The organism is Micromonospora sp. LOL_025, from assembly GCF_048060285.1.
Taxonomy (GTDB): Bacteria; Actinomycetota; Actinomycetes; order Mycobacteriales; family Micromonosporaceae; genus Micromonospora.
In genome coordinates this window covers 535,376-554,948 of the sequence record NZ_JBHMIR010000001.1, presented here as the reverse complement: position 1 = coordinate 554,948, position 19,573 = coordinate 535,376, and the positions used below count along the sequence as shown (strand labels likewise).

16 protein-coding genes and 2 tRNA genes are annotated in these 19,573 nt (G+C 73.3%); 9 read left to right on the top strand and 9 right to left on the bottom strand.

The window, feature by feature from the left end; genetic code table 11:
* The first annotated feature begins 55 nt into the window (after positions 1-55).
* Positions 56-2,164, top strand: a complete 2,109-nt coding sequence (locus tag ACFHW0_RS02600; RefSeq protein ID WP_416605183.1) for a ThuA domain-containing protein — start codon at positions 56-58, stop codon at positions 2,162-2,164.
* A 366-nt stretch (positions 2,165-2,530) separates the two neighbouring features.
* On the top strand, positions 2,531-3,538 hold the full coding sequence (locus ACFHW0_RS02595; RefSeq protein WP_416605181.1) for a sugar phosphate isomerase/epimerase family protein: 1,008 nt from the start codon (positions 2,531-2,533) through the stop codon (positions 3,536-3,538).
* 93 nt (positions 3,539-3,631) lie between these two features.
* Here the strand turns inward: ACFHW0_RS02595 and ACFHW0_RS02590 are convergent, their stop codons facing one another.
* Positions 3,632-4,036, bottom strand: coding sequence for a hypothetical protein (locus ACFHW0_RS02590; RefSeq protein WP_121400288.1), 405 nt, complete (start codon positions 4,034-4,036; stop codon positions 3,632-3,634).
* Positions 4,037-4,307: 271 nt separating this feature from the next.
* Here ACFHW0_RS02590 and ACFHW0_RS02585 point away from each other — a divergent pair.
* The 5 genes from ACFHW0_RS02585 to ACFHW0_RS02565 all read left to right on the top strand — a co-directional run bounded on the left by ACFHW0_RS02585 (position 4,308) and on the right by ACFHW0_RS02565 (position 8,799).
* Positions 4,308-4,380: transfer RNA gene (locus tag ACFHW0_RS02585), tRNA-Asn, on the top strand.
* 334 nt (positions 4,381-4,714) lie between these two features.
* Positions 4,715-5,953, top strand: coding sequence for an NAD(P)/FAD-dependent oxidoreductase (locus ACFHW0_RS02580; RefSeq protein ID WP_416605179.1), 1,239 nt, complete (start codon positions 4,715-4,717; stop codon positions 5,951-5,953).
* Between the two features lie 43 nt (positions 5,954-5,996).
* On the top strand, positions 5,997-6,950 hold the full coding sequence (locus ACFHW0_RS02575) for a hypothetical protein (RefSeq protein WP_416605177.1): 954 nt from the start codon (positions 5,997-5,999) through the stop codon (positions 6,948-6,950).
* Positions 6,947-8,659, top strand: coding sequence for a M16 family metallopeptidase (locus tag ACFHW0_RS02570; RefSeq protein WP_416605175.1), 1,713 nt, complete (start codon positions 6,947-6,949; stop codon positions 8,657-8,659). The genes ACFHW0_RS02575 and ACFHW0_RS02570 overlap by 4 nt, the downstream gene beginning before the upstream one ends.
* A 63-nt stretch (positions 8,660-8,722) precedes the next feature.
* Positions 8,723-8,799 (top strand) — tRNA-Ile (locus ACFHW0_RS02565).
* A gap of 557 nt (positions 8,800-9,356) precedes the next feature.
* Here the strand turns inward: ACFHW0_RS02565 and ACFHW0_RS02560 are convergent.
* A complete protein-coding gene (locus ACFHW0_RS02560) occupies positions 9,357-9,644 on the bottom strand; it encodes a hypothetical protein (RefSeq protein ID WP_416605174.1) in 288 nt (95 codons plus the stop codon).
* Positions 9,645-9,965: 321 nt separating this feature from the next.
* A complete protein-coding gene (locus ACFHW0_RS02555; protein WP_416605172.1) occupies positions 9,966-10,742 on the bottom strand; it encodes a DJ-1/PfpI family protein in 777 nt (258 codons plus the stop codon).
* A 205-nt stretch (positions 10,743-10,947) separates the two neighbouring features.
* Here ACFHW0_RS02555 and ACFHW0_RS02550 point away from each other — a divergent pair, with 205 nt between their 5' ends.
* Positions 10,948-11,937 (top strand): GlxA family transcriptional regulator, encoded by a 990-nt coding sequence (locus ACFHW0_RS02550; protein ID WP_416605170.1) that lies wholly within the window; start codon positions 10,948-10,950, stop codon positions 11,935-11,937.
* Positions 11,938-11,948: 11 nt separating this feature from the next.
* On the opposite strand, the gene ACFHW0_RS02545 is transcribed toward ACFHW0_RS02550, so the two are convergent.
* The 6 genes from ACFHW0_RS02545 to ACFHW0_RS02520 all read right to left on the bottom strand — a co-directional run bounded on the left by ACFHW0_RS02545 (position 11,949) and on the right by ACFHW0_RS02520 (position 18,613).
* Positions 11,949-13,937 (bottom strand): hypothetical protein, encoded by a 1,989-nt coding sequence (locus ACFHW0_RS02545; protein ID WP_416605169.1) that lies wholly within the window; start codon positions 13,935-13,937, stop codon positions 11,949-11,951.
* Positions 13,934-15,088, bottom strand: a complete 1,155-nt coding sequence (locus ACFHW0_RS02540) for a purine phosphorylase (protein ID WP_416605168.1) — start codon at positions 15,086-15,088, stop codon at positions 13,934-13,936. Before ACFHW0_RS02540 ends, ACFHW0_RS02545 begins: the two co-directional genes overlap by 4 nt.
* Positions 15,085-15,819, bottom strand: a complete 735-nt coding sequence (locus tag ACFHW0_RS02535; protein WP_416605166.1) for an NUDIX hydrolase — start codon at positions 15,817-15,819, stop codon at positions 15,085-15,087. Before ACFHW0_RS02535 ends, ACFHW0_RS02540 begins: the two co-directional genes overlap by 4 nt.
* 132 nt (positions 15,820-15,951) lie before the next feature.
* Positions 15,952-16,944 (bottom strand): hypothetical protein, encoded by a 993-nt coding sequence (locus ACFHW0_RS02530; protein WP_416605164.1) that lies wholly within the window; start codon positions 16,942-16,944, stop codon positions 15,952-15,954.
* The gene (locus ACFHW0_RS02525; protein ID WP_416605162.1) at positions 16,941-18,311 is read right to left on the bottom strand and encodes a hypothetical protein; all 1,371 of its coding nucleotides are present in this window, start codon (positions 18,309-18,311) and stop codon (positions 16,941-16,943) included. The genes ACFHW0_RS02530 and ACFHW0_RS02525 overlap by 4 nt, the downstream gene beginning before the upstream one ends.
* A complete protein-coding gene (locus ACFHW0_RS02520) occupies positions 18,308-18,613 on the bottom strand; it encodes a DUF6403 family protein (RefSeq protein WP_416605161.1) in 306 nt (101 codons plus the stop codon). Before ACFHW0_RS02520 ends, ACFHW0_RS02525 begins: the two co-directional genes overlap by 4 nt.
* A gap of 156 nt (positions 18,614-18,769) precedes the next feature.
* Between ACFHW0_RS02520 and ACFHW0_RS02515 the strand changes: the two genes are divergently transcribed.
* The gene (locus ACFHW0_RS02515) at positions 18,770-19,564 is read left to right on the top strand and encodes a class I SAM-dependent methyltransferase (protein ID WP_416605159.1); all 795 of its coding nucleotides are present in this window, start codon (positions 18,770-18,772) and stop codon (positions 19,562-19,564) included.
* Positions 19,565-19,573: the final 9 nt, after the last annotated feature.

Below are 19,573 nucleotides of genomic sequence, written 5' to 3'. Positions count from 1 at the left end.
TCGCGCCCCTCCCCGCTCCGGCAGGCCCCGAACACCCCCGGCATTGGAGAGCGACATGCGCAGACTCCTCCGACCCCTCCTCGGCGCGGCCACCGCCGTCCTCGCCGTCCTCGCCTGCACCACCCCGGCCACGCCGGCCAGCGCCGCCGACGCCCCGTACGACGTGCTGGTCTTCTCGAAGACCGCCGGCTTCCGGCACGACTCCATCGCGGTCGGCACCCAGGCGATCCGCGACCTCGGCGCGGCCAACAACTTCACCGTCACCGCCACCGAGGACGCCGCCCAGTTCACCACCGCCAACCTGTCCCGGTACGAGGCCGTGGTCTTCCTGAACACCACCGGCGACGTGCTCGACGGCGCGCAGCAGAGCGCCTTCGAGTCGTACATCGGCGCCGGCGGCGGGTACGTCGGCGTGCACGCCGCCGCCGACACCGAGTACGGCTGGTCCTTCTACGGCAACCTGGTCGGGGCGTACTTCGCCTCGCACCCGCACATCCAGCAGGCGGGCGTCAAGGCGGAGAACCGGGCGCACCCGGCGACCGCGCACCTGCCGCAGACCTGGACCCGCACCGACGAGTGGTACAACTACCAGACCAACGCCCGCTCCACCGCCCGGGTGCTGGCCACGCTCGACGAGTCGTCATACACGGGCGGCTCGATGGGCGCCGACCACCCGCACTCCTGGTGCAAGACCTACAGCGGCGGCCGGTCCTTCTACACCGGCGGAGGGCACACCCAGGCGTCGTACGCCGAGCCGGCGTTCCGCGCCCACCTGCTCGGCGGCATCCGGTACGCGGCCGGCCGGGCCAAGGCCGACTGCCGGGCCGAGACCGGCTACACCGCGCTCTACAACGGCGCGACCACCGGCTGGTCCCAGGCCGGGCCGGGCAGCTTCAGCAACACCGACGCCACCCTGACCTCGGTCGGCGGGATGGGCCTCTACTGGTACAGCGCGAAGCAGTTCACCAACTACTCGCTCAAGCTGGACTGGCGGCTCGCCGGCGACGACAACTCCGGCGTCTTCATCGGGTTCCCGGCCTCCAGCGACCCCTGGTCGGCCGTGAACAACGGCTACGAGATCCAGATCGACGCCACCGACGCGGCCGACCGCACCACCGGGGCGGTCTACACCTTCAAGTCCGCCGACATCGCCGCCCGGGACGCGGCGCTGAACCCGCCGGGGGAGTGGAACACCTACGAGCTGCTCGTCGAGGGCGAGCGCCTCCAGGTCTTCCTGAACGGGGTGAAGATCAACGATTTCACCAACACCGACCCGGTCCGCTCGCTCGCCGGCCACATCGGGCTGCAGAACCACGGCACCGGCGACGACGCCTCGTTCCGCAACATCCGGATCAAGGAACTCGGCGTCAACCCGCCGGGCGGGAACACCACCGTCCAGGCGGAGGCGTTCAGCTCGGCCGGCGGGGTCGCCCCGTTCGCCAAGGCCGGCGCCAACGGCGGACAGACCCTCGGCCACATCGACCCGGGCGACTGGGCCGCGTACGCCGGGGCCGACCTGACCGGCGTGACGTCCCTGCGGGCGCGGGTGGTCTCCGGCGGGCCGGGCGGCACCATCCAGGTGCGCACCGGCTCCACGACCGGCACCGTGCTCGGCTCGGTCGCGGTGCCGAACACGGGGGGCTGGAGCACCTTCGCCGACGTCACGACCACCCTCTCCGGGGTGCCGTCCGGCACCCGGGACCTCTACCTCACCTTCACCGGGTCGGGCACGGGGCTCTTCGACGTGGACGACTTCACCCTGGTCAGGTCCGGTGGCAGCGGCGGCGTCGGCCCGATCCGGGGCCTGGGCGGCAAGTGCCTGGACGTGCGCAACGGCGCCACGGCCGACGGCACCCAGATCCAGATCCAGACCTGCAACGGCTCCGCGGCGCAGACGTGGACGGTGACGCCGAACTCGACGGTGAAGGCGCTGGGCAAGTGCCTGGACATCTCCGGCGGCGCCTCGGCGGACGGCACGAAGATCCAGTTGTGGACGTGCAACGGCACGGGCGCGCAGAACTGGTCGGCGCAGGCGGACGGCACCCTGAAGAACCCGCAGACCGGCAAGTGCCTGGACGTCTCGGGCAATAACCCGGCCGACGGTCAGGCCGTGCACCTGTGGAGCTGCCACACCGGCGCCAACCAGAAGTGGACCCTGCCCTGATCCGCTGACCCCTCCCACTCCTCCCCGCGATCCCGCAGTCTCGGCGCGGTCCTCCTGGTCGCCGTCGACCAGCTCGCGCTGCGGGCCTTGCGTGCCCGGTGTCCGCAGCAAGGCCGCGGACCGTGCGGACGACGCAGGATCGCGGGGAGGGGCGAGGGCTTTCGTGGTGGGCCCGGCGGTTCTAGAGTGGTGGCGGCGACCGTGGCGGTTGCCGGTGACCGGCGGGAGGCGCAACCCGGCCGGGTCCAGGTGCGCACGCGCACCCACCGGTGTTCCGCCGTGGCCCGCCGCCGCACCGGCCCGGCCGGTCACCTCGCCCCGGTCACGCACCCACGGAATCCCCCATCAGCACAGGGGAGAAGCACCATGGCGCGACCCATCACGCTCTTCACCGGCCAGTGGGCCGATCTTCCGTTCGACGAGGTCTGCCGCCTCGCCTCCGAGTGGGGCTACGACGGGCTGGAGATCGCCTGCTGGGGCGACCACTTCGAGGTCGACAAGGCGCTCGCGGACGAGTCGTACGTCGAGCGGAAGCGCGAGACGCTGGCGAAGCACAACCTGAAGGTCTTCGCGATCTCCAACCACCTGGTCGGCCAGGCCGTCTGCGACCACCCGATCGACGAGCGGCACCAGGGCATCCTGCCCGCCCGGATCTGGGGCGACGGCGAGCCCGAGGGGGTACGCCGTCGGGCCGCCGAGGAGATCAAGGACACCGCCCGGGCGGCGGCGAAGCTGGGGGTGGACACGGTCGTCGGCTTCACCGGTTCGTCGATCTGGCACACCCTGGCGATGTTCCCGCCGGTGCCGCCGTCGATGATCGAGCGGGGCTACCAGGACTTCGCCGACCGGTGGAACCCGATCCTGGACGTCTTCGACGAGGTCGGGGTGCGGTTCGCCCACGAGGTGCACCCGAGCGAGATCGCGTACGACTACTGGACGACGAAGCGGACGCTGGAGGCGGTCGGGCACCGGCCCGCGTTCGGGCTGAACTGGGACCCGTCGCACTTCGTCTGGCAGGAGCTGGACCCGGTGAACTTCATCTTCGACTTCGCCGACCGGATCTACCACGTCGACTGCAAGGACGCGAAGGTGCGTACCGGGGACGGGCGGCGGGGCCGGCTCGCCTCGCACCTGCCGTGGGCGGACATGCGGCGCGGCTGGGACTTCGTCTCCACCGGCCACGGCGACGTGCCCTGGGAGGACTGCTTCCGGGCGCTGAACGCGATCGGCTACGCCGGCCCGATCTCGATCGAGTGGGAGGACGCCGGGATGGACCGCCTCGTCGGCGCCCCGGAGGCGTTGCAGTTCGTCCGCCGGCTCGCCTTCGACGCCCCGGCGGCGGCCTTCGACGCCGCGTTCACCAGCAAGGACTGACCGGCCCGGGTCGCATCCCAGCGGGCCGGCGTCGGGAGTCCGCACACGAACGGGCCGGTCGCCCGAAGGCGACCGGCCCGTTCGAAGGTGCGATCAGAGGGTGCTGCCGTTGGTGCCCGAGCTGGACGGCTTGCTACGGGGCGTGGCGGTGGTCGACGTCGACCCGGGGGCCGAGGTCGTGCTCGACGACCCGGTGGAGCTCTTCGCGCCGGCCGTGGCCGGCGTGCCGGCGAACGCGTCGTCGGCGGCGGTCAGCTCCTGCTTGTGGCCGTTGGTGCTCAGCTTCTCGCCCAGCTTCGACTGGCCGAGCTTGTCCTTGCCCTCGCTGTAGAGGCGGGTCGCCTGGGCCTGCGCGACACCGGCCGCCTCCTGGACGGTCGGGTGGTCGAGCACCTTGCGGCCCCGGATCACCAGCTCCTCGTACTTCTCCCGACCGGCACGGGCGCCCAGGACGAATCCCGCAGCCAGCCCGCCAAGGAACATCATCTTTCCGCGCATGGCGGCTCCTTCCGTACCTGACGCGCCGTCGACCGACGGTTACCCCGCCGGAGGCGACCAAATCGCGCCTGCCTTCTCTGTCTGCAGCTAACTACCCATCCTGCTCTCCGCTCATACCTCCTTGTGCCGGGATGACGATTTGTCCGGGTTTATTGTTGTCTCGTCCGGGTGCCGATCCATGGGGCAACCCCCTGGACCAACACCCCCCGGAATCCTGTACTCTTGTCCCCGTCGCACGGCGCAGCGAGATCGGCGCCGGACGACGCAACGGTCCCCCGTAGCTCAATTGGCAGAGCAGCCGGCTGTTAACCGGCAGGTTTTTGGTTCGAGTCCAAACGGGGGAGCTTCACACACCGAACGCCCGTCGGCCACTCCGGCGGGCGTTCGCCGTTCCCGCCGCCACCACCGCCCTGGCCATCGTCGTCATCGCCGCCGGTGGGCGTCGCTGCTGCTTCCGTGCCGTCGTGTCCGCCGCTCGCCCGCCGGTCGCCCGTGTCCGTCGTGGCGGTGGTCGTGCCCGGCGGGTGCGGGACGACCTGTTTCGCCCACCCCCGGGCCGCTCGCCCGGCAGGATGGTCGATGTCGACCTAGACTCCCGCTGCGTCGATTGGTGCGTCGATTCATGGGGGTGGGTGGCCGGGCCCGCTGTCCCGGCCGACAGAGAGCGGGAGGTGCGAGATGCTCGCGGAGACCGACGTCATCGTGGTCGGCGGCGGCCTGGCCGGGCTCGCCGCGGCCCGGCGGCTGCACCGCGCGGGCGTGCCGTGGCGGCTGCTGGAGGCCGGCGACCGGCTCGGCGGCCGGGTGGCCACCGACGCGGTCGACGGCTACCTGCTGGACCGGGGCTTCCAGGTGCTCAACACCGCGTACCCCCGGCTCGGTGCCCTGCTCGACGTCGACCGGCTGCGCCTCGGACACTTCACGTCCGGGGTGCTGGTGCGCAGGGGCGACCGGCTGGCCCGCCTGGTGAACCCGCTGCGCGAACCCACCGGCGCGCCCGGCACCGCGCTGGCCGGCGTGGGCTCCCTGCTCGACCGGCTGCGGTTCGCCGCGCTCGCCACGGGCTGCGCCACCCTGCCGAAGCAACGGCTGCTCGCCGCCCCGGAGACCACCACCGAGGCCGCGCTGCGCCGCGCCGGGCTCTCCGACGCGATCATCGAGGAACTGCTGCGGCCGTTCCTGTCCGGGGTCCTCATCGACCGGGAGCTGGAGACCTCCAGCCACGTGCTGTCGATGGTGCTGCGCTCCTTCGCCCGGGGCCGGATCGGCCTGCCCGCCGAGGGGATGGCCGCGCTGCCCCGTGCCGTCGCCGACCCGCTCCCGGCGGAGCTGATCGACCTGGACACCCCGGTCGCCGAGGTCGCGCCCGGCCGGGTCCGCACCCAGGCCGGCGACCTGCGCTGCCGCGCCGTCGTGGTCGCCGTGGACCCACCGGCGGCGGCCATGCTGCTGCCGGGCCTGCCGGCGGTACGCACCCACAGCTACACGACCTACTACCACAGCACGCAGGAGCCGCCGCTGGATGAGCCGATCCTGCTCGTCGACGGGGACCGGCGGGAGATCGTCGCCAACACGGTGGTGGTCAGCGGGGCCGCGCCCACGTACGCGCCGGACGGTCGGCACCTGATCGCCACCTCCGTGGTCGGCCCGTCGGCCCCGCCCGAACCGACGGTGCGGGCGGAACTCACCCGCCTCTACGGCCGGTCCACGGCGGACTGGACCCACCTGACGACGGTGTCCGTTCCCGACGCGCTGCCCGCCGCGCCCCCGCCGCAGGGGCGGTTGCGCAAGCCGGTGGCGCTCGGGGAGGGCCTGTTCGTGGCCGGGGACCACCGGGACAGCCCTTCCATCCAGGGCGCCCTCGCCAGCGGCTGGCGGGCCGCCGGGGCCGTCCTGTCGGAGCTGCGTACCGGCTGAACGGAGGGTCACGCCCCGTTGATGATCACTTATGCTCCTCGCCATGCCCGCACCCCTTCCGCCGCCCAACCTCGACGCCGCGGCGGCGTACCCCCAGGTCGGTCAGGTGCGCGCGGCCCTCGCGGCGCGCGACTGGCCGGCCCTGCGCGCGCTCGTCGACGGGCAGGACCCGCACGGCCGGACCTTCCTCGTCGGCGACGCCGGCGAGACCGCAGACATCGAGGAGTTCCTCCGGGGCGTGCTGGCCCAGCGGCCCGACGACGCGCTCGCCGGTGCCCTGCTCGAGTCCCACCTGATCCGGGCCGGCTGGCGGATCCGTTCGTCCTACCGCGCCCAGCACGTCAGCCGGCAGCAGTTCGCCGAGTTCCACGCTCATCTGCGGCGCGCCGAGCAGGTGCTCATCGACGTCACCGCCCGGCACCCGGACGACGCGGCGGCGTGGACGCAGCGGATCACCAACGCGCGCGGACTGGAACTCGGCCAGGCGGAGGCCCGCCGCCGCTACGACCAGCTCGCCAAGCACCACCCGCACCACCTGCCGGCCCAGGCCTCGCTGCTGCAACAGTTCTGTCCCAAGTGGAGCGGCACCTGGGAGCGGGCACACGGCTTCGCCCGGGAGTGCGCCGACGCCGCCCCGCCCGGCGCCCCGAACGCGGTGCTGGTGGTCGAGGCCCACCTGGAGGAGGCGCTCGACCACGACGACCTCCGCGAGGCGAGCGCCCACCTGCGCGGCGGGCACGTGCAGCGCGAGATCCACCAGGCGGCGCAGCGGTCGGTCTGGCACCCCGAGTTCCGCCACGGCTGGGGCTGGGTCTGGGTGCGCAGCGTCTTCGCGATGGCCTTCTGCCTGATGGACGAATACCCGGCGGCGGCCCAGCAGTTCGCGGCCATGGGGCCGCTCGGCGACGAGGCGATGTTCGGCTACATCGACGGCGACGCGACCAAGCAGTTCCAGCGGTTCCGCGACAAGGCGTACGCGAAGGGCGGGCAGTCATGATCCAGGAACTGGACGTGGACGGGGTGCCCACGCTGCTCGCCCCCACCGGCGGGCCGATGCGCGCCGGGCTGACCTTCCGGGTCGGCACCGCCGACGAGACGCTCGCCCGCAGCGGCATCACCCACCTGCTGGAACACCTCGCGCTGGCCCCCCTCGGGCTGGCCGACTACCACGTCAACGGCGCCACCGCGCCGGTGTTCACCACCTTCCACATGCAGGGCTCCGCACAGGACATCGCCACCTTCCTCACCTCGGTCTGCGCCAACCTGACCGAGCTGCCGACCGGCCGGCTGGACGTGGAGAAGGAGATCCTGCGCACCGAGCACAGCAGCCGGGGCGCGGCCGCCGTCGACGACATCCCGCTGTGGCGGCACGGCGCCCGCGACTTCGGCATCACCAGCTACCCGGAGTGGGGGCTCTCCGCGCTCACCGCCGACGACCTGCGGCAGTGGGCCGCCCGCTGGTTCACCCGCGAGAACGCGGTGCTCTGGATCGCCGGGAAGGCCGTCCCCGCCGGGCTGCGCCTGACGCTGCCTTCGGGCGTACGGCAGCCGGTGCCGGCGGCGTCGTCGGCGCTGCCGCAGACCCCCGCGTACTTCGTCGGTGGGTCGCGGGCGGTGGTGCTCGACGCCGTCGTGCGGCGCCGGACCGCCGCGAGCGTCTTCGCCGGGGTGCTGGAGCGCGAGCTGTACCGGGCGCTGCGCCAGGACGGCGGGCTCTCCTACCAGACGACGGCGGGCTACGAGCCGCGCGGCGACGGCCACGCGACGCTGCGGGCGCTGGCCGACGCGCTGCCGGAGAAGCAGGACGCCGTGCTCGGCGGCTTCGTCGACACACTCGCCAAGCTCCGGGTCGGCCGGATCGAACAGGCCGACGTCGACGCCGTCGTGGCGAAGCGGGAGGACTTCCTCGGCACCGCCGAGGTGGACGCGGCGCGGCTGCCGTCGTACGCCTTCAACGTGCTCACCGGGGAGCGCAACCTCACGGTCGACGAGCACCGGGCCGAGCTGAAGGCCGTCAGCACCGACGACGTGCACGAGGTGGCCCGCGAGGCGCTGGACGGGGCGCTGCTGATGGTGCCCGAGGGGCACCGGGCCGACTGGGCCGGCTTCGCCGCGGCGCCCACCCGCTCGGCCGACACGGTCGCCGGCACCCCCTACCAGGAGAAGGACGGCGACGGCGAGCTGCACGTCGGCGTGGACGGCGTGAGCTGGCTCGGCCACGGCGGCCCGCTCACCGTGAGGTACGCCGAATGCGCCCTCCTGCTCGCCTGGCCCGACGGCGCCCGGCAGCTCATCGGCGAGGACGCCATCTCGATGCGGATCGAACCCACCATGTTCGACCTGCACCCCGGCGCGATCCGGGTGATCGACTCCCAGGTGCCGGCCGACCGGCAGGTGGTCATGCCGGCCCGCGACCCGGCACGCATCCCGCAGCCGCAGGGAGCGGCAGCCGGCTCCGGCTCCGGTTCCGGTTCCGCACGGCGGGAGCCGGTGAAGCGCTCCTGGTGGGAGATCCCGCTGATGGTCGTCAGCGGCCTCGCCGCGCTGACGATCGGCGGGGGAACCTTCCTGCTGACCCTCGGCATGTTCATCACCGAGACCGCCGAGAGCGACGAGGGCTGGCTGTGGGGCGTCATCGCGGTGGGGTGGCTGCTCACTGTTATCCTCGCGTTGCCCATCGTGCTGCTACGCCGGCGACGCCGATGAGCGACGGCGCCGTTTCGTGCTGGCCGGTGATCCACCGGGCGGGATAGGATCCGGCGCGGTATTGGGGCGGTAGCTCAGCCGGTTAGAGCAGGGGACTCATAATCCCTCGGTCGCGGGTTCGAGTCCCGCCCGCCCCACCACCAGAACACCCTAGCCATGCGGCCGCCGGCCCGGACGTACCGCATGAGGGATCTGAACCGGCCGAACCGGGCGGTAATCTGCGGGCCGCATGTCCGGCCTGCTCAGTGACGAAGCAAGCCGCATCGCGGGCCGCTTTCCACTCACCGACGGGCCGGAATTTCTCGCGATGTGTCGTAGGGGAATGATGTCGTCCTGCAGGAAGACGGCCGGCGCGGTCGGTGCCATCGACGGTTCGGGGGCCTACCCCAGTAGTCGGCGTGCGCGCGTTCGTAGTAGATGCGGGCGGACGAGCCGGGCCGTGCCGGTCAGTCAGCAGCAGGTTGAGATCCTGTCCGGAGGTCGTGAGACAGCCACCGTACGTGCCGCGGCAGAGGGTCGGCTCCTGGTAGCCCCCGGAGACGACGAAGCGGCCCCGCCCACCCGAGGGTGAACGGGGCCGCCGGGTCAGTGGGCTCGCAGGATGGGAGCCACCCGACCGTCCGCATGAAGGACGCCGCGAGCCCGCCGCCGGGTGCGACGGCGGTCCACCTTTCAGGTCACGGTCGTGGCCGTCTCGTCAGCGGGTGCAGTTGATCTGCGCCAGCACCGAGTAGAGGCCCGGCCACGGCTGCGTCGTGAAGCTTCCACCGTGGCTGCATTGCGTGTCCGGGTCGAAGCCGTCGGCGCTGGCAAGGGAGCGCGCAGCGTTGTTGGCGTTGTACAGCGCTGTGAAGTAGTTGTTACTCATTCCGTTGCCGTAAAAGGTCTTGGTTTCGGCGGCGACCGCAGGCCCGGAGAGCAGGACGGACGCGGACACCGCCCCGACCAACGCTGTGGCTGCGACGATCCGACGAAGTGCGAACATGCGGGCTCCACTCTGTTTGATCCGGATGCCGAGCTTGCCAGAACAATTGACGTGCATCAACTACAGCACGAAACGGCCCCCGCACTCCGAAGGAGAGCCGGGGCCGCTACACGTCGGTCGGCACCAACCGGGACGTCACCGTCGGCACCGCGCCGTCGATCCTGCCGGGGCGGCGACACCGGGCCGCCGGACGCGAGCGCCCGCGTTTCCTGATCTCACGCTGGCGGGGCGCGAGGTTTTCGGCCGTCCACGGAGCCGGATCCGAGGGGTTCGCTCATCAACGCCCTGGGTCGACGGGTACGGGTCGCGCTCGCGCTGCCGTCAGCGGGGAGCGGGCTGCCCCAGCAGTTCCAGCGCCAGGCGCACCAGTTCCGGGCCGGCCTTCTCGGGGCTGCCCGTGTCGAACGGCGGGTCGGGGTCGTATTCGACGACCAGTTGGAGCGCCTGCGCGATCCGTTCGCCGGCGATCCTCGCGGCGAGGTGCAGGGACATGTCGATCCCGGCGGACATGCCGGCGGCGGTCATGATCCGGCCCGCCTCGACGTAGCGGCCCGGGACGAACGTCGCGCCGTACTGGGCGAGATGGTCCCTCAGGCTCCAGTACGTCGTCGCCGGCAGTCCGCGCAGCAGGCCGGCCGTGCCCAGGATCAGGGCGCCGGTGCAGACCGAGACGGTCCACGTCGTGTGCCGGTGGATGCGTTGGATCCAGCGGATCGTGTCGGGATCGGTCTGGACGCCGCGGATGTTGCCTCCGGGCACCAGCAGCACGTCGGCCCGACGTACCTGGCTGAGCGTGCGGTCCACCCCGAGGGTGAGCACGCCGTTGTCCGTCCGGACCGGGCCGGTCCGCTTGCCGACGGTCACCACGGAGGCACCCGGAATCCGGGACAGCACCTCGTACGGGCCGATCGCGTCGATCGGGGCGATCCCGTCGAAGAGCAGGATCGCGATGCGGGGTCCCCGGGCGGGGCCGTCCGGGTCGGTGGGCTGCCCCGCCCGGGCCGGGTCGCCCAGGCCGGTGGCGGCCAGGCCGACGCCGGCCCCGCCGGCCACCGCCGCCCGCAACACCGTCCGCCGGTCCACGTCCATGCTGAACATCGATCGCCTCCTGTCGGTCGAGCTGAGCTTCCGCATGTCCCGGTGGTCGGTCACCTCGCCGTCAGGGTTCCGCAGGCAGCGAGGCAGGTCCGGATGCGAGGGACCCCGGTCCGTATCGGCGGGCCCGGGTGCCGCATCCCGCTCCGTACGTGCCGAAGGGGACGCCCGTGGGAACCAGCAGGCCGTTACGACGGACCTACAGAGTGTGACAGCAGCGAACGGGCGCGAGATCGTCCTCGTGGTGTGGGACGGCGCGGTCCTCCTGGACGTGGCGGGACCGGTCCAGGTCCTGAACGGCTCCGGCGGCTACCGGACACGGCTCGCGTCGCCCGACGGGAGACCGGTGCACACCGACGTCGGCGTGCCGTTGGGGGCCGACCTGGCGCTGCCGGAGGTCCGTACCCCCGTCGACACGCTGATGGTCGCGGGCTACGGCACGAAGGCCGGCCACCGCCCACCCGTCGCCGTCGTCGAGCAGGTGCGGCGGATCGGCCTGGCGGCCCGGCGGGTCGCCTCGGTCTGCACCGGGGCGCTGGTGCTGGCCGAGGCGGGCCTGCTGGAGGGACGGCGGGCCACCACCCACTGGGCGGCCTGCGCCGAGCTGGCGGCACGGTTTCCACGCGTGGCGGTGCGACCCGACGCCATCTGTGTCCGGGACGGCCCGGTCGCCACCTCGGCCGGGGTGACCGCAGGCATCGACCTCGCGCTCGCCCTCGTCGCTGAGGACCTCGGCGTCGACCGGGCGCGGACCGTCGCCAAGCAGCTGGTCGTGTTCCTCCAGCGGCCCGGTGGCCAGACCTGGTTCGACGCCCCGGGGGCGGGGCCCGCGCCGCGTGAACCGGTCCTGCGCCGGGTGCTCGACGCGGTCGTGGCGGAACCGTCGGCCGATCACAGCCTCGCCGCGATGGCGGCCCGCGCCTCGGTCAGCGAGCGCCACCTGACCCGGCTGTTCCGTCGCGACATCGGCACCACTCCGGCCCGGTACGTCGAACGGATGCGGGTGCACGCGGCACGCGCGCTGCTCGAGACGGGAAACGCCGGCGTCGCGTCCATCGCCCGCGCCTGCGGCTTCGGCTCGGCCGAGACGATGCGCCGCGCCTTCCTGCGGGTCGCCGGCGTCACCCCGGCCGAGCACCGCCGTCGCTTCCACGGCCAGGAGAAACCCGGTGCCGCCGTACGGTCGGTGACACAGTGAACGGCACTGTCTCAGCCGATCAGGCCGGTGACGGTCGCCGTGACCTCCGAGAGTCGTTCGTCGGCCCGTCGACGCTGGTGCCTGATCCACTGCTTCCCCTCGGCCGCGATCCCCTCCAGAACGTTGAGGGTGTGTAGCAGGCCCGACGCGTCCAGCGCGACCCGGGACAGCGCCCCCGGATCCTCGCCCGGCTGGATTCCGTCGGTGCTCGACTCGGTCACCCGGACGCGGATCGGGTCGCCGTTGACGAGGGTCAGCTCGAACGTCTGCTGTTGGGTCGCCACGCCGTCGATGCGTACGGCGGCGACGGTGTCGAAGCGGTAGTTGAGCCGTTGCGTCCCGCGCGACACCCCCTCCTCGAAGTCGAGGTCGATGTTCACCTGGCGCACCCCGTCGGCGGTCAACAGGAAGAGCAGCAGCCGGTACCTCGAGTAGCGCCACGGCCCCCGGGGCACCCGGGCCCGCTTGTACGACCCGGCGGGCGCCTCGATGAAGGCGTGCGCGATCACCTGACTGGGCCGGAGCCGGTAGTGCCGCATCGCCTCGTCGACGAGGATCTTGCGGTCGCACTCCAGCCAGGAGGCCATTTCCGCGTCCGACGGTTTGCGGGACAGCTTCTTCTGCCAGCGTTCGTACGCGGCCTCGCGCTCCGCCAACTGCCGCGCCCGCTCCGCCTCGTCGGCCGGTACGCGTCGCCGTTCGGCGACGATGCGGAACCACGCCCGCGCCCCGATCACGGCGGACACCACGGCGAGCAGCACCGACGCCGTGCCGGCCAGCGGCGCTGTCAGCGCGGCGGCGGGCGCCACCCAGAGGGCCCCGGCGACGACGGCGGCCAGCCCGACCACGTACAGGGCCGTGCTCTGCCACGGGGTGCGAAGCCCGCTCCGGTAGGCCGTCAGGGTGTCGTTCTTCCACCGCTGTCGTACGTCGCCGACCAGATGACGGACCAGCCAGGCGATCTCGCCCGCGTCGACCCGCTGTTCGCGGTAGATCTCGACGAGTTCGTCCCGCAGGTGTCTGCGGATCCCCGCGGTCTGGGCCAGCCAGTGGGAGCGGCCCGTGTCCCTGGGCACGTAGCGCCCGAAGTAGGTGTCGAAGAGCCGGTCCACCTTGCGGGCGAAGCCGCCGGCCGGCGGCTTCGCCCGCCGCTGTGTCGGCGGGGTGAACTCCGCCTCCTTCAGTCGCAGCCGCTCCCGCCGGAAGTGCCGGTCCGCCCCACCGACCACGAAGGCGGCGACCCCCGCCGCGGACACGAGACAGGCGAGCACCGGCGGCAGCTCGCCGCGTTGCAGCAGCAGCCGTGCGATGTTGCCCGCGGCGAGGGCGAAGGCCGCCGTGGCGGCTAGGGCACGCAGCCATTCGCCCACCGGTGTCACGGCCGGCTGGACGGGACGGACCCTCGGCGGCGCGGGGGAGGGGTGGAAGAACAGCCGGACCCGGTTCTTCCTGTCGCCGGCCTTCTGCCCGGCCCTGGCCCGCTCGACCGAGCGGTGCCACAGCTGGTCCTCGACCGGGCCTTCGAGCAGCACCCCGAGGTGGTCGAGGATCTTGTCGCGTTGGCGCGGCCCGAGCTCGTCGAGCTCCTTCACGATCAACTCGGTGTCGGCGGTGTTCAGCGAGTTGAGCAGCCGCAGGACCGACCGCAGGCCGGCCGTCCACTCGCCCCGGCCGTGCACCCGGGTGATGCGGCCGCAGATGGCGGAGAGCGTGGTGAGGTCCTCGTTGCCCAGTTGTCGCAGGGTGCGTCCGCTCAGTAGGGCGAGCAGCCAGTGGAAGCGCACCTCGTCGGTCTCGTACCCGCGCGCGACGGCCTCCTCGATGAGCTCGCGGGCCCTGCCCGGCATCCGGGCGTCGAGGTACTTCACGCCGATACGGAACCTCTCCTTCGGCGAGGCGTCCGGGGGCAGTTGGTAGTAGACGTCGCCGTGGATCGCCTGGGCCTGGACCCCGACGTGGGCGTCGCCCTGCGCGACGTTGGTCGTGGCCGGCGTCGTCACGACAACCCCTTCGCCACGGCTATGATCGCGGCCACCCTGGCGGCCAGCTCGGTCACGTCGGCCACCAGGCCGCGCATCCTCCGCAGCGACACCACCAGGGCGCTGCGGCCCTGCGGTGTCTCGTCCTTGAGGCAGTCACCGGCCGTGTCCAGCTCCGTCTCCGCCGCCGCGTAGGTGGCCTCGTCCAGCTGGCCGTCCCGGTGGGCCTGTCGGAGCAGGCCGCGAAGGTCGCCGATGGCCGTCGCGAGGTCGGCCGGCGGCTCCGGCTCCCGGCCCACGGTCACGTTGCCGTGGATCTGCCCGGCCTGGACGCCCACCCGGGCGTTGCCGCTGGCGACGTTCCTGTTGGTCATGCCCATCTGCGTCTGCCTGTCCCTCTGCGCCGTCTCCCGTTGGCTGGCCGCCCCGTCGGCGACCAGTTCCTGCGCCAGTGCCGTCGCGAACGCGGCCGCGTGGGCCACCGCCCGTGGCTGCCAGTTCTCCCCGTCCGTGGCCGTCTTGGTGCCGTCGGCCCGGTCGCTGATGCCCCGCACCACGACCACGGGTAGCGCACGGTTGAGGTGACCCGCCTGTGCGACGCCGGCGGCCTCCATCTCGATGGCCACGGCGTCGTTGTAGTGCTGCCGCACCCAGCGGGCCTGGTCGGAGACCGCCGAGTCCTGCACGATCTCGCCCGCCGCGATCGGAGCGAAGTGGACCCGGGGCACGGCGTCTCCGGGCCGGCCCCGGAACCACTCGCCGCCGCGTGCCAGGTGTTGCGCGATCTGGCCCGCGCCGTGCGGAATCTCCCACGCCTTCGGCCGGGCCTTGAGGCCGTCGTCCTCACTCGTGCCGCCGTGGTAGGCGTAGACCTGGGAGGCCACCACCACGTCGCCCAGCCGGATGCTCGGCCAGAGGGCACCGGCGACGCCGACGAAGATCACCGCGGCGGGGGAGAACTCGGCCATGGCGCGCTCGGCCAGCACCGCCGCGGGGTGGTTGCCCTTGCCCACCAGGCCCAGCGCCACCCGGCAGCCGTTGCCACCGAGCCGGCCGACCTCGAAGCGGGTGCCGGCGGGATGCCGGTGCACCCGCGGGTCGGTCAGCCTGCTCCGGACCGCGTCGTACTCCAGGTTCAGGGCCGTGAGAATCACGACGAGACTGCTGTTCATGCCTTCGCCGTCTCCTTGTCTGCCGGACCCGTCGGTCGGGTCATGGGGGGATGCAGCGCCTCGCGCGGGCCTGGCCGGAACAGCCGTGCGGGGCGTCCGGTGTCCGTCCTCCTCGTCGTGCCGGCGGGCACGATGAAGCCGTCGACGCTTTGGACCTTGCGGTAGAAGTTCCGGGGATCGAGGCTGACGCCCCAGACCGCCTCGTAGACGTCCTGCAACTCGGAGATGGTGAACGTCGGACCGCAGAACGCGGTCGCCAGCGCCGAGTGCTCCAGCTTGGTGCGGGCGCGCTCGACGCCGTCCGCGACGATCCGGCGGTGGTCGAAGGCGAGTCGGGCTCCGGCCGACAGGGCCCGGTCGGTGGAGGTCCAGTACGCGTCGGAGGCGTCGGTGCCGGCGGTCGGCTCGGGTAGCCGGGGCGCGATGGCCAGGTAGGCCACGGAGACGACGCGGCCCCGGGGGTCGCGCCCCGGCGTGCCGTAGACGCCCAACTGTTCGAGGTGCAACTGGTCCGCCGACAGGCCGGCCTCCTCGGCCAGCTCCCGGTGGGCCGCTGCCGGCAGGTCCTCCTCCACGTGGTTCAGGAAGCCGCCGGGAAGGGCCAGGTCGCCCTGGTACGGCTCCACGCCGCGCTCCACGAGCAGCACCTGGAGCCGGGACTCGCGCAGGGTGAGGATGACGAGGTCCACCGCGAGGAGGACGGTGGGCGGAACCCAGCGATCGTCCGACATGGATCCCACCATAGACTTACTGTCACTCTGACAGGAAGTCCGGTCGGGTGTCGGCTTTCAGCAGGATCCGGCGCGCGACGGCAGGGGCACGGAACCCCGCGCCCCTGCCGTGTCCCGGTGCCGACCCGTCGGTCAGTCGCCGGACGGCGGTGCGCTGCCGCTGCGGGCGGCCTTCGGAGGTGGCCCGTTCCCGGCCACCGACCCGGTGAGCGCCGACGCGCGCCCGCCCAACGCGTCGACGCGCTCGACGAGTCGGCGTACGGCGTCCTCGTCGTCCGCGTCCACGGCCGCGACGCGCTCGAGCAGCGCGGCGTAGTCCGACGTCAGCGCCAGGTACCTCCTGCCGAACGACTCCTCGGCGCCGCTGACGTGGGCCTGGCGCTGCGCGCGGGCGTACCGCTGGTCGAGGTCGATGATCTGCTGGGCCAGCACGGCCGCGGCGGCGCCGAGCGCGCCGCGGGCGTCGGCGTTCTCGTCGCGGCGGCGGCGACGGGCGTCCGCGAGCCGGCCCGCGCGGCGGCCACCGACGTAGAGCACCGTCGCCCCGGCGACGACGGCCACGATCGCGGCACCGGCGAGCAGGAAGCGGGGCAGCGACGGGCTGATCGTCCGCGCGCCGTCGGGGACGGTGCCGGCCTTCACCAGCAGGTCGTAGTTGACGGTGACGACTTTCAGCGCCTCCAGGGGGCGGTCGGCGAAGGTGTCGACGCCCCGGCTGATGGTCATCTCCGCCACGAAGGCCCGGCCGAAGTTCCCGTCGTCGCGCCCGGGCAGCAGCGCGCAGCCGTAGGTGTCGTACTCGTCGCCGTCGCGGCTCATCACCAGCACGACGGTCCCGTCGGCGGCGCGCTCGACCTGGCGGCAGCCCTGCCTGAGGTCGGCGCCCGGCTCCAGCATCAGCACGACCAGCCGGCGGTTGCCGATGACCCGTTCGGCCGCCGCCCGGTCCAGTTCGACGCCCGGTGCGACGTACACGGACGAGGCGCGCACCTGCCGGGCGACCGGACCGTCCAGCGCCCCGCCGGTCCACAACGCCCAGCCGGCCAGCGCCAGGCAGGCCAGCACGGCGATGCCGAAGGGCGTGCCGAACAGGTCACCGAGCCGACGTCGTACGGACGGGTTCACGACAGCCTGCCCCGGAGGTAGAGGGCCGGGCGGTAGCTGGCGATCCCCAGCGTCCGGGCGGCGTCGTCCAGCTCCTCGGACGCCTCGCCGAGCAACGTACGCGCGTGGTGGTCCGGCAGTTCCTCGTCCAGCGCGGCGCGGGCGGCCTGGAGCTTGACGATGCCCCGGGTCAGCGCCGGATCGCTGCGGGCGTCGGTGAGCAGGGACATCTCCACGGCGAGCGCGGTGAGACCGGCCAACCGGGCGGGCGTGCCACCCTGCCCGGGGTCGCCCCGCCGGATTCGCAGGCCGTCGGGCCGGCGCAGCGACCGGACCGAGAGGACCAGGAACGTCGCCACGCAGCCCGCGAAGAGCCACGGCAGGGCGGGCAGCGCCACCCGCAGCGGGTCGATCGGCCGGTACGGCAGCGGACGGTCGAACAGCCCCGAGTAGCGCAGGTCGGTGACCCGGTTCAGGTATGCCGTCAGCACGTTGCCCTGGGGATAGTCGTAGCGGCTCAGCCGGCCGCCGAACTGGCCGTAGAAACTCGCCCCGGCCAGCTCCGCGAAGTCGTCGGCCGCCGGCCCGTGGTACTCGACCCAGAGCCCGTACATCACGACGATCGGCGTGCCCGGGAACAGCTCGGCCAGCGCCGGCCCGTACCGGGGCACCGGCTCGCCGAACGGCTGCGCGGGCAGCGCCACGTACCGGGCGCCGTCCGGGAAGGCGTCGCGTGCGGCGTCGCCGGGGACGCCGGTCAGCGTGGCGCCGGCGCCGAGGTGCAGGCCGGTGGCCCGCAGGTCGGCGGCGACGGCGGCCAGCTCCCGCTCGGTCGGGTCACGCCACCGCAGCTCGTCGTGCTCGGGCGGGTCGGGCGCGTCCCGCAGCGCGGCGATCAGCCCCACCAGCAGGCCTGTCACGTCGGCGGTGGCGAACTGGGCGCGCCAACCGGGCAGGGTGTCGGGCACGGCCTGGTAGATGCCGCCGCTGACCTCGGTGCCGATCACCCGGACGGTCGCGTTCTTCACGTCCCGCACCCGTTTGCGTTCGTCCTCGTCGAGCCCCGGCGGCGCGACCAGGATGCGGACCGGTTGGTCGCCGGCGGCCTCGCGGATCCGCTGCTCGTTCCAGCGCGCGGTCGAGCCGGGCAGCCGCACCACCGGCTCGGCGGCCACCAGCGCGGTCATCTCGTCAACCGAGGGCACGCCCGCGTCGCTCAGCTCACCCGCCGAGCCCTCGTCGATCTTCGCCGTGGCGGCCGGCGACCGGCCGTAGCTGACGTCGACACTCTGCCGCTGGGCGAGCAGGAAGACCACCAGGATGACGACGGCGACGCCGAGGAGCGCCCAGCGCAGCAGCTCGCGGCCATGGTGTCGACGGGGTGTCACTGGTGCGTCCGCCACAACCGGTCGGCCTCCCGCGCGTGTTCCGCCGCCGCCCGGGCGGCGGACGCCCCGCCGCCCCCGGCGGCGATCGCCTCGGCGCGGGCCAGCAACCGCTCGGCCTCCGGCACCCGGGTCGGCGCCGCGTCCCGGCTGACGGCCGCGCTGTCGATGGCCGCGCGGGCGGTGGACCAGGCGGTCCGCTGCTCGCGCCCCCGCGCCCGCCACCGGGGTAGCAGGGTCGTCGCGAAGCCCGCGCCCACCAGCAGGACGCCGCCGACCAACCAGACGAGGAGGGTGTGGGACATGCGCTCCAACCATCGGACGAGGGGTACGGGGGTGCGCTCGGGAGCTGTCGGGGCCGGCAGGGGTACGACCGAGTCTGGCTGATCGAGTCGAACCGCTGCGTACCGGCCCTGGTCTGCCGCCGGCCGGTCACGCCGCGTGCGTCGTATCGTTTCCGCATGGCGCACCCGGTCTGGGCGGACGGCAAGGCCTACGAGGCGTACGTGGGCCGGTGGAGCCGCCCCGTGGCGAGGGAGTTCCTGCGCTGGCTGGCCGTGCCGCCGGGCCGGCGCTGGCTGGACGTGGGCTGCGGCACGGGCGCGCTCACGTCGACCGTGCTGGCGCTGGCCGACCCGACGCACGTCGCGGCCGTCGACAGCTCGCCGGGCTTCGTGGCGTACGCCCGCGCGGCGGTCCGCGACGCGCGGGCGGGATTCCAGGTCGGCGACGCCCGGGCGCTGCCGCTGCCCGACCGCTGCGTCGACGTCGTCGTCAGCGGCCTGGCGGTCAACTTCGTGCCCGAGCCGGCGCGCGCCGTCGCCGAGTTCGCCCGGGTCACCCGGCCGGGCGGGGTGGCCGCCGCCTACGTCTGGGACTACGCCGGGGGCATGGCGCTACTGCGTCACTTCTGGGACGCCGCCGCCCTGCTCGACCCGGCCGTGGCCGAACGGGACGAGGGCCGCCGGTTCGCGGTGTGCGACCCGGACTCCCTGCGCGGGATGTGGACCGACGCGGGGCTGACGGCGGTGGCGGTCCGGCCCGTCGACGTGCCCACGGTGTTCGCGGACGTCGACGACTACTGGAACCCGTTCCTCGGCGGCCAGGGCCCCGCCCCGACGTACGTCGCCTCCCTCACGGCGCCGGACCGCGCCCGCCTGCGCGACCTGCTGTCGGCCCGGCTGCCCGTGGCGCCGGACGGGTCGGTCCGGCTCACCGCCCGGGCCTGGGCCGTCCGGGGCACGGCGCCGGCGTGAGCATCGGGC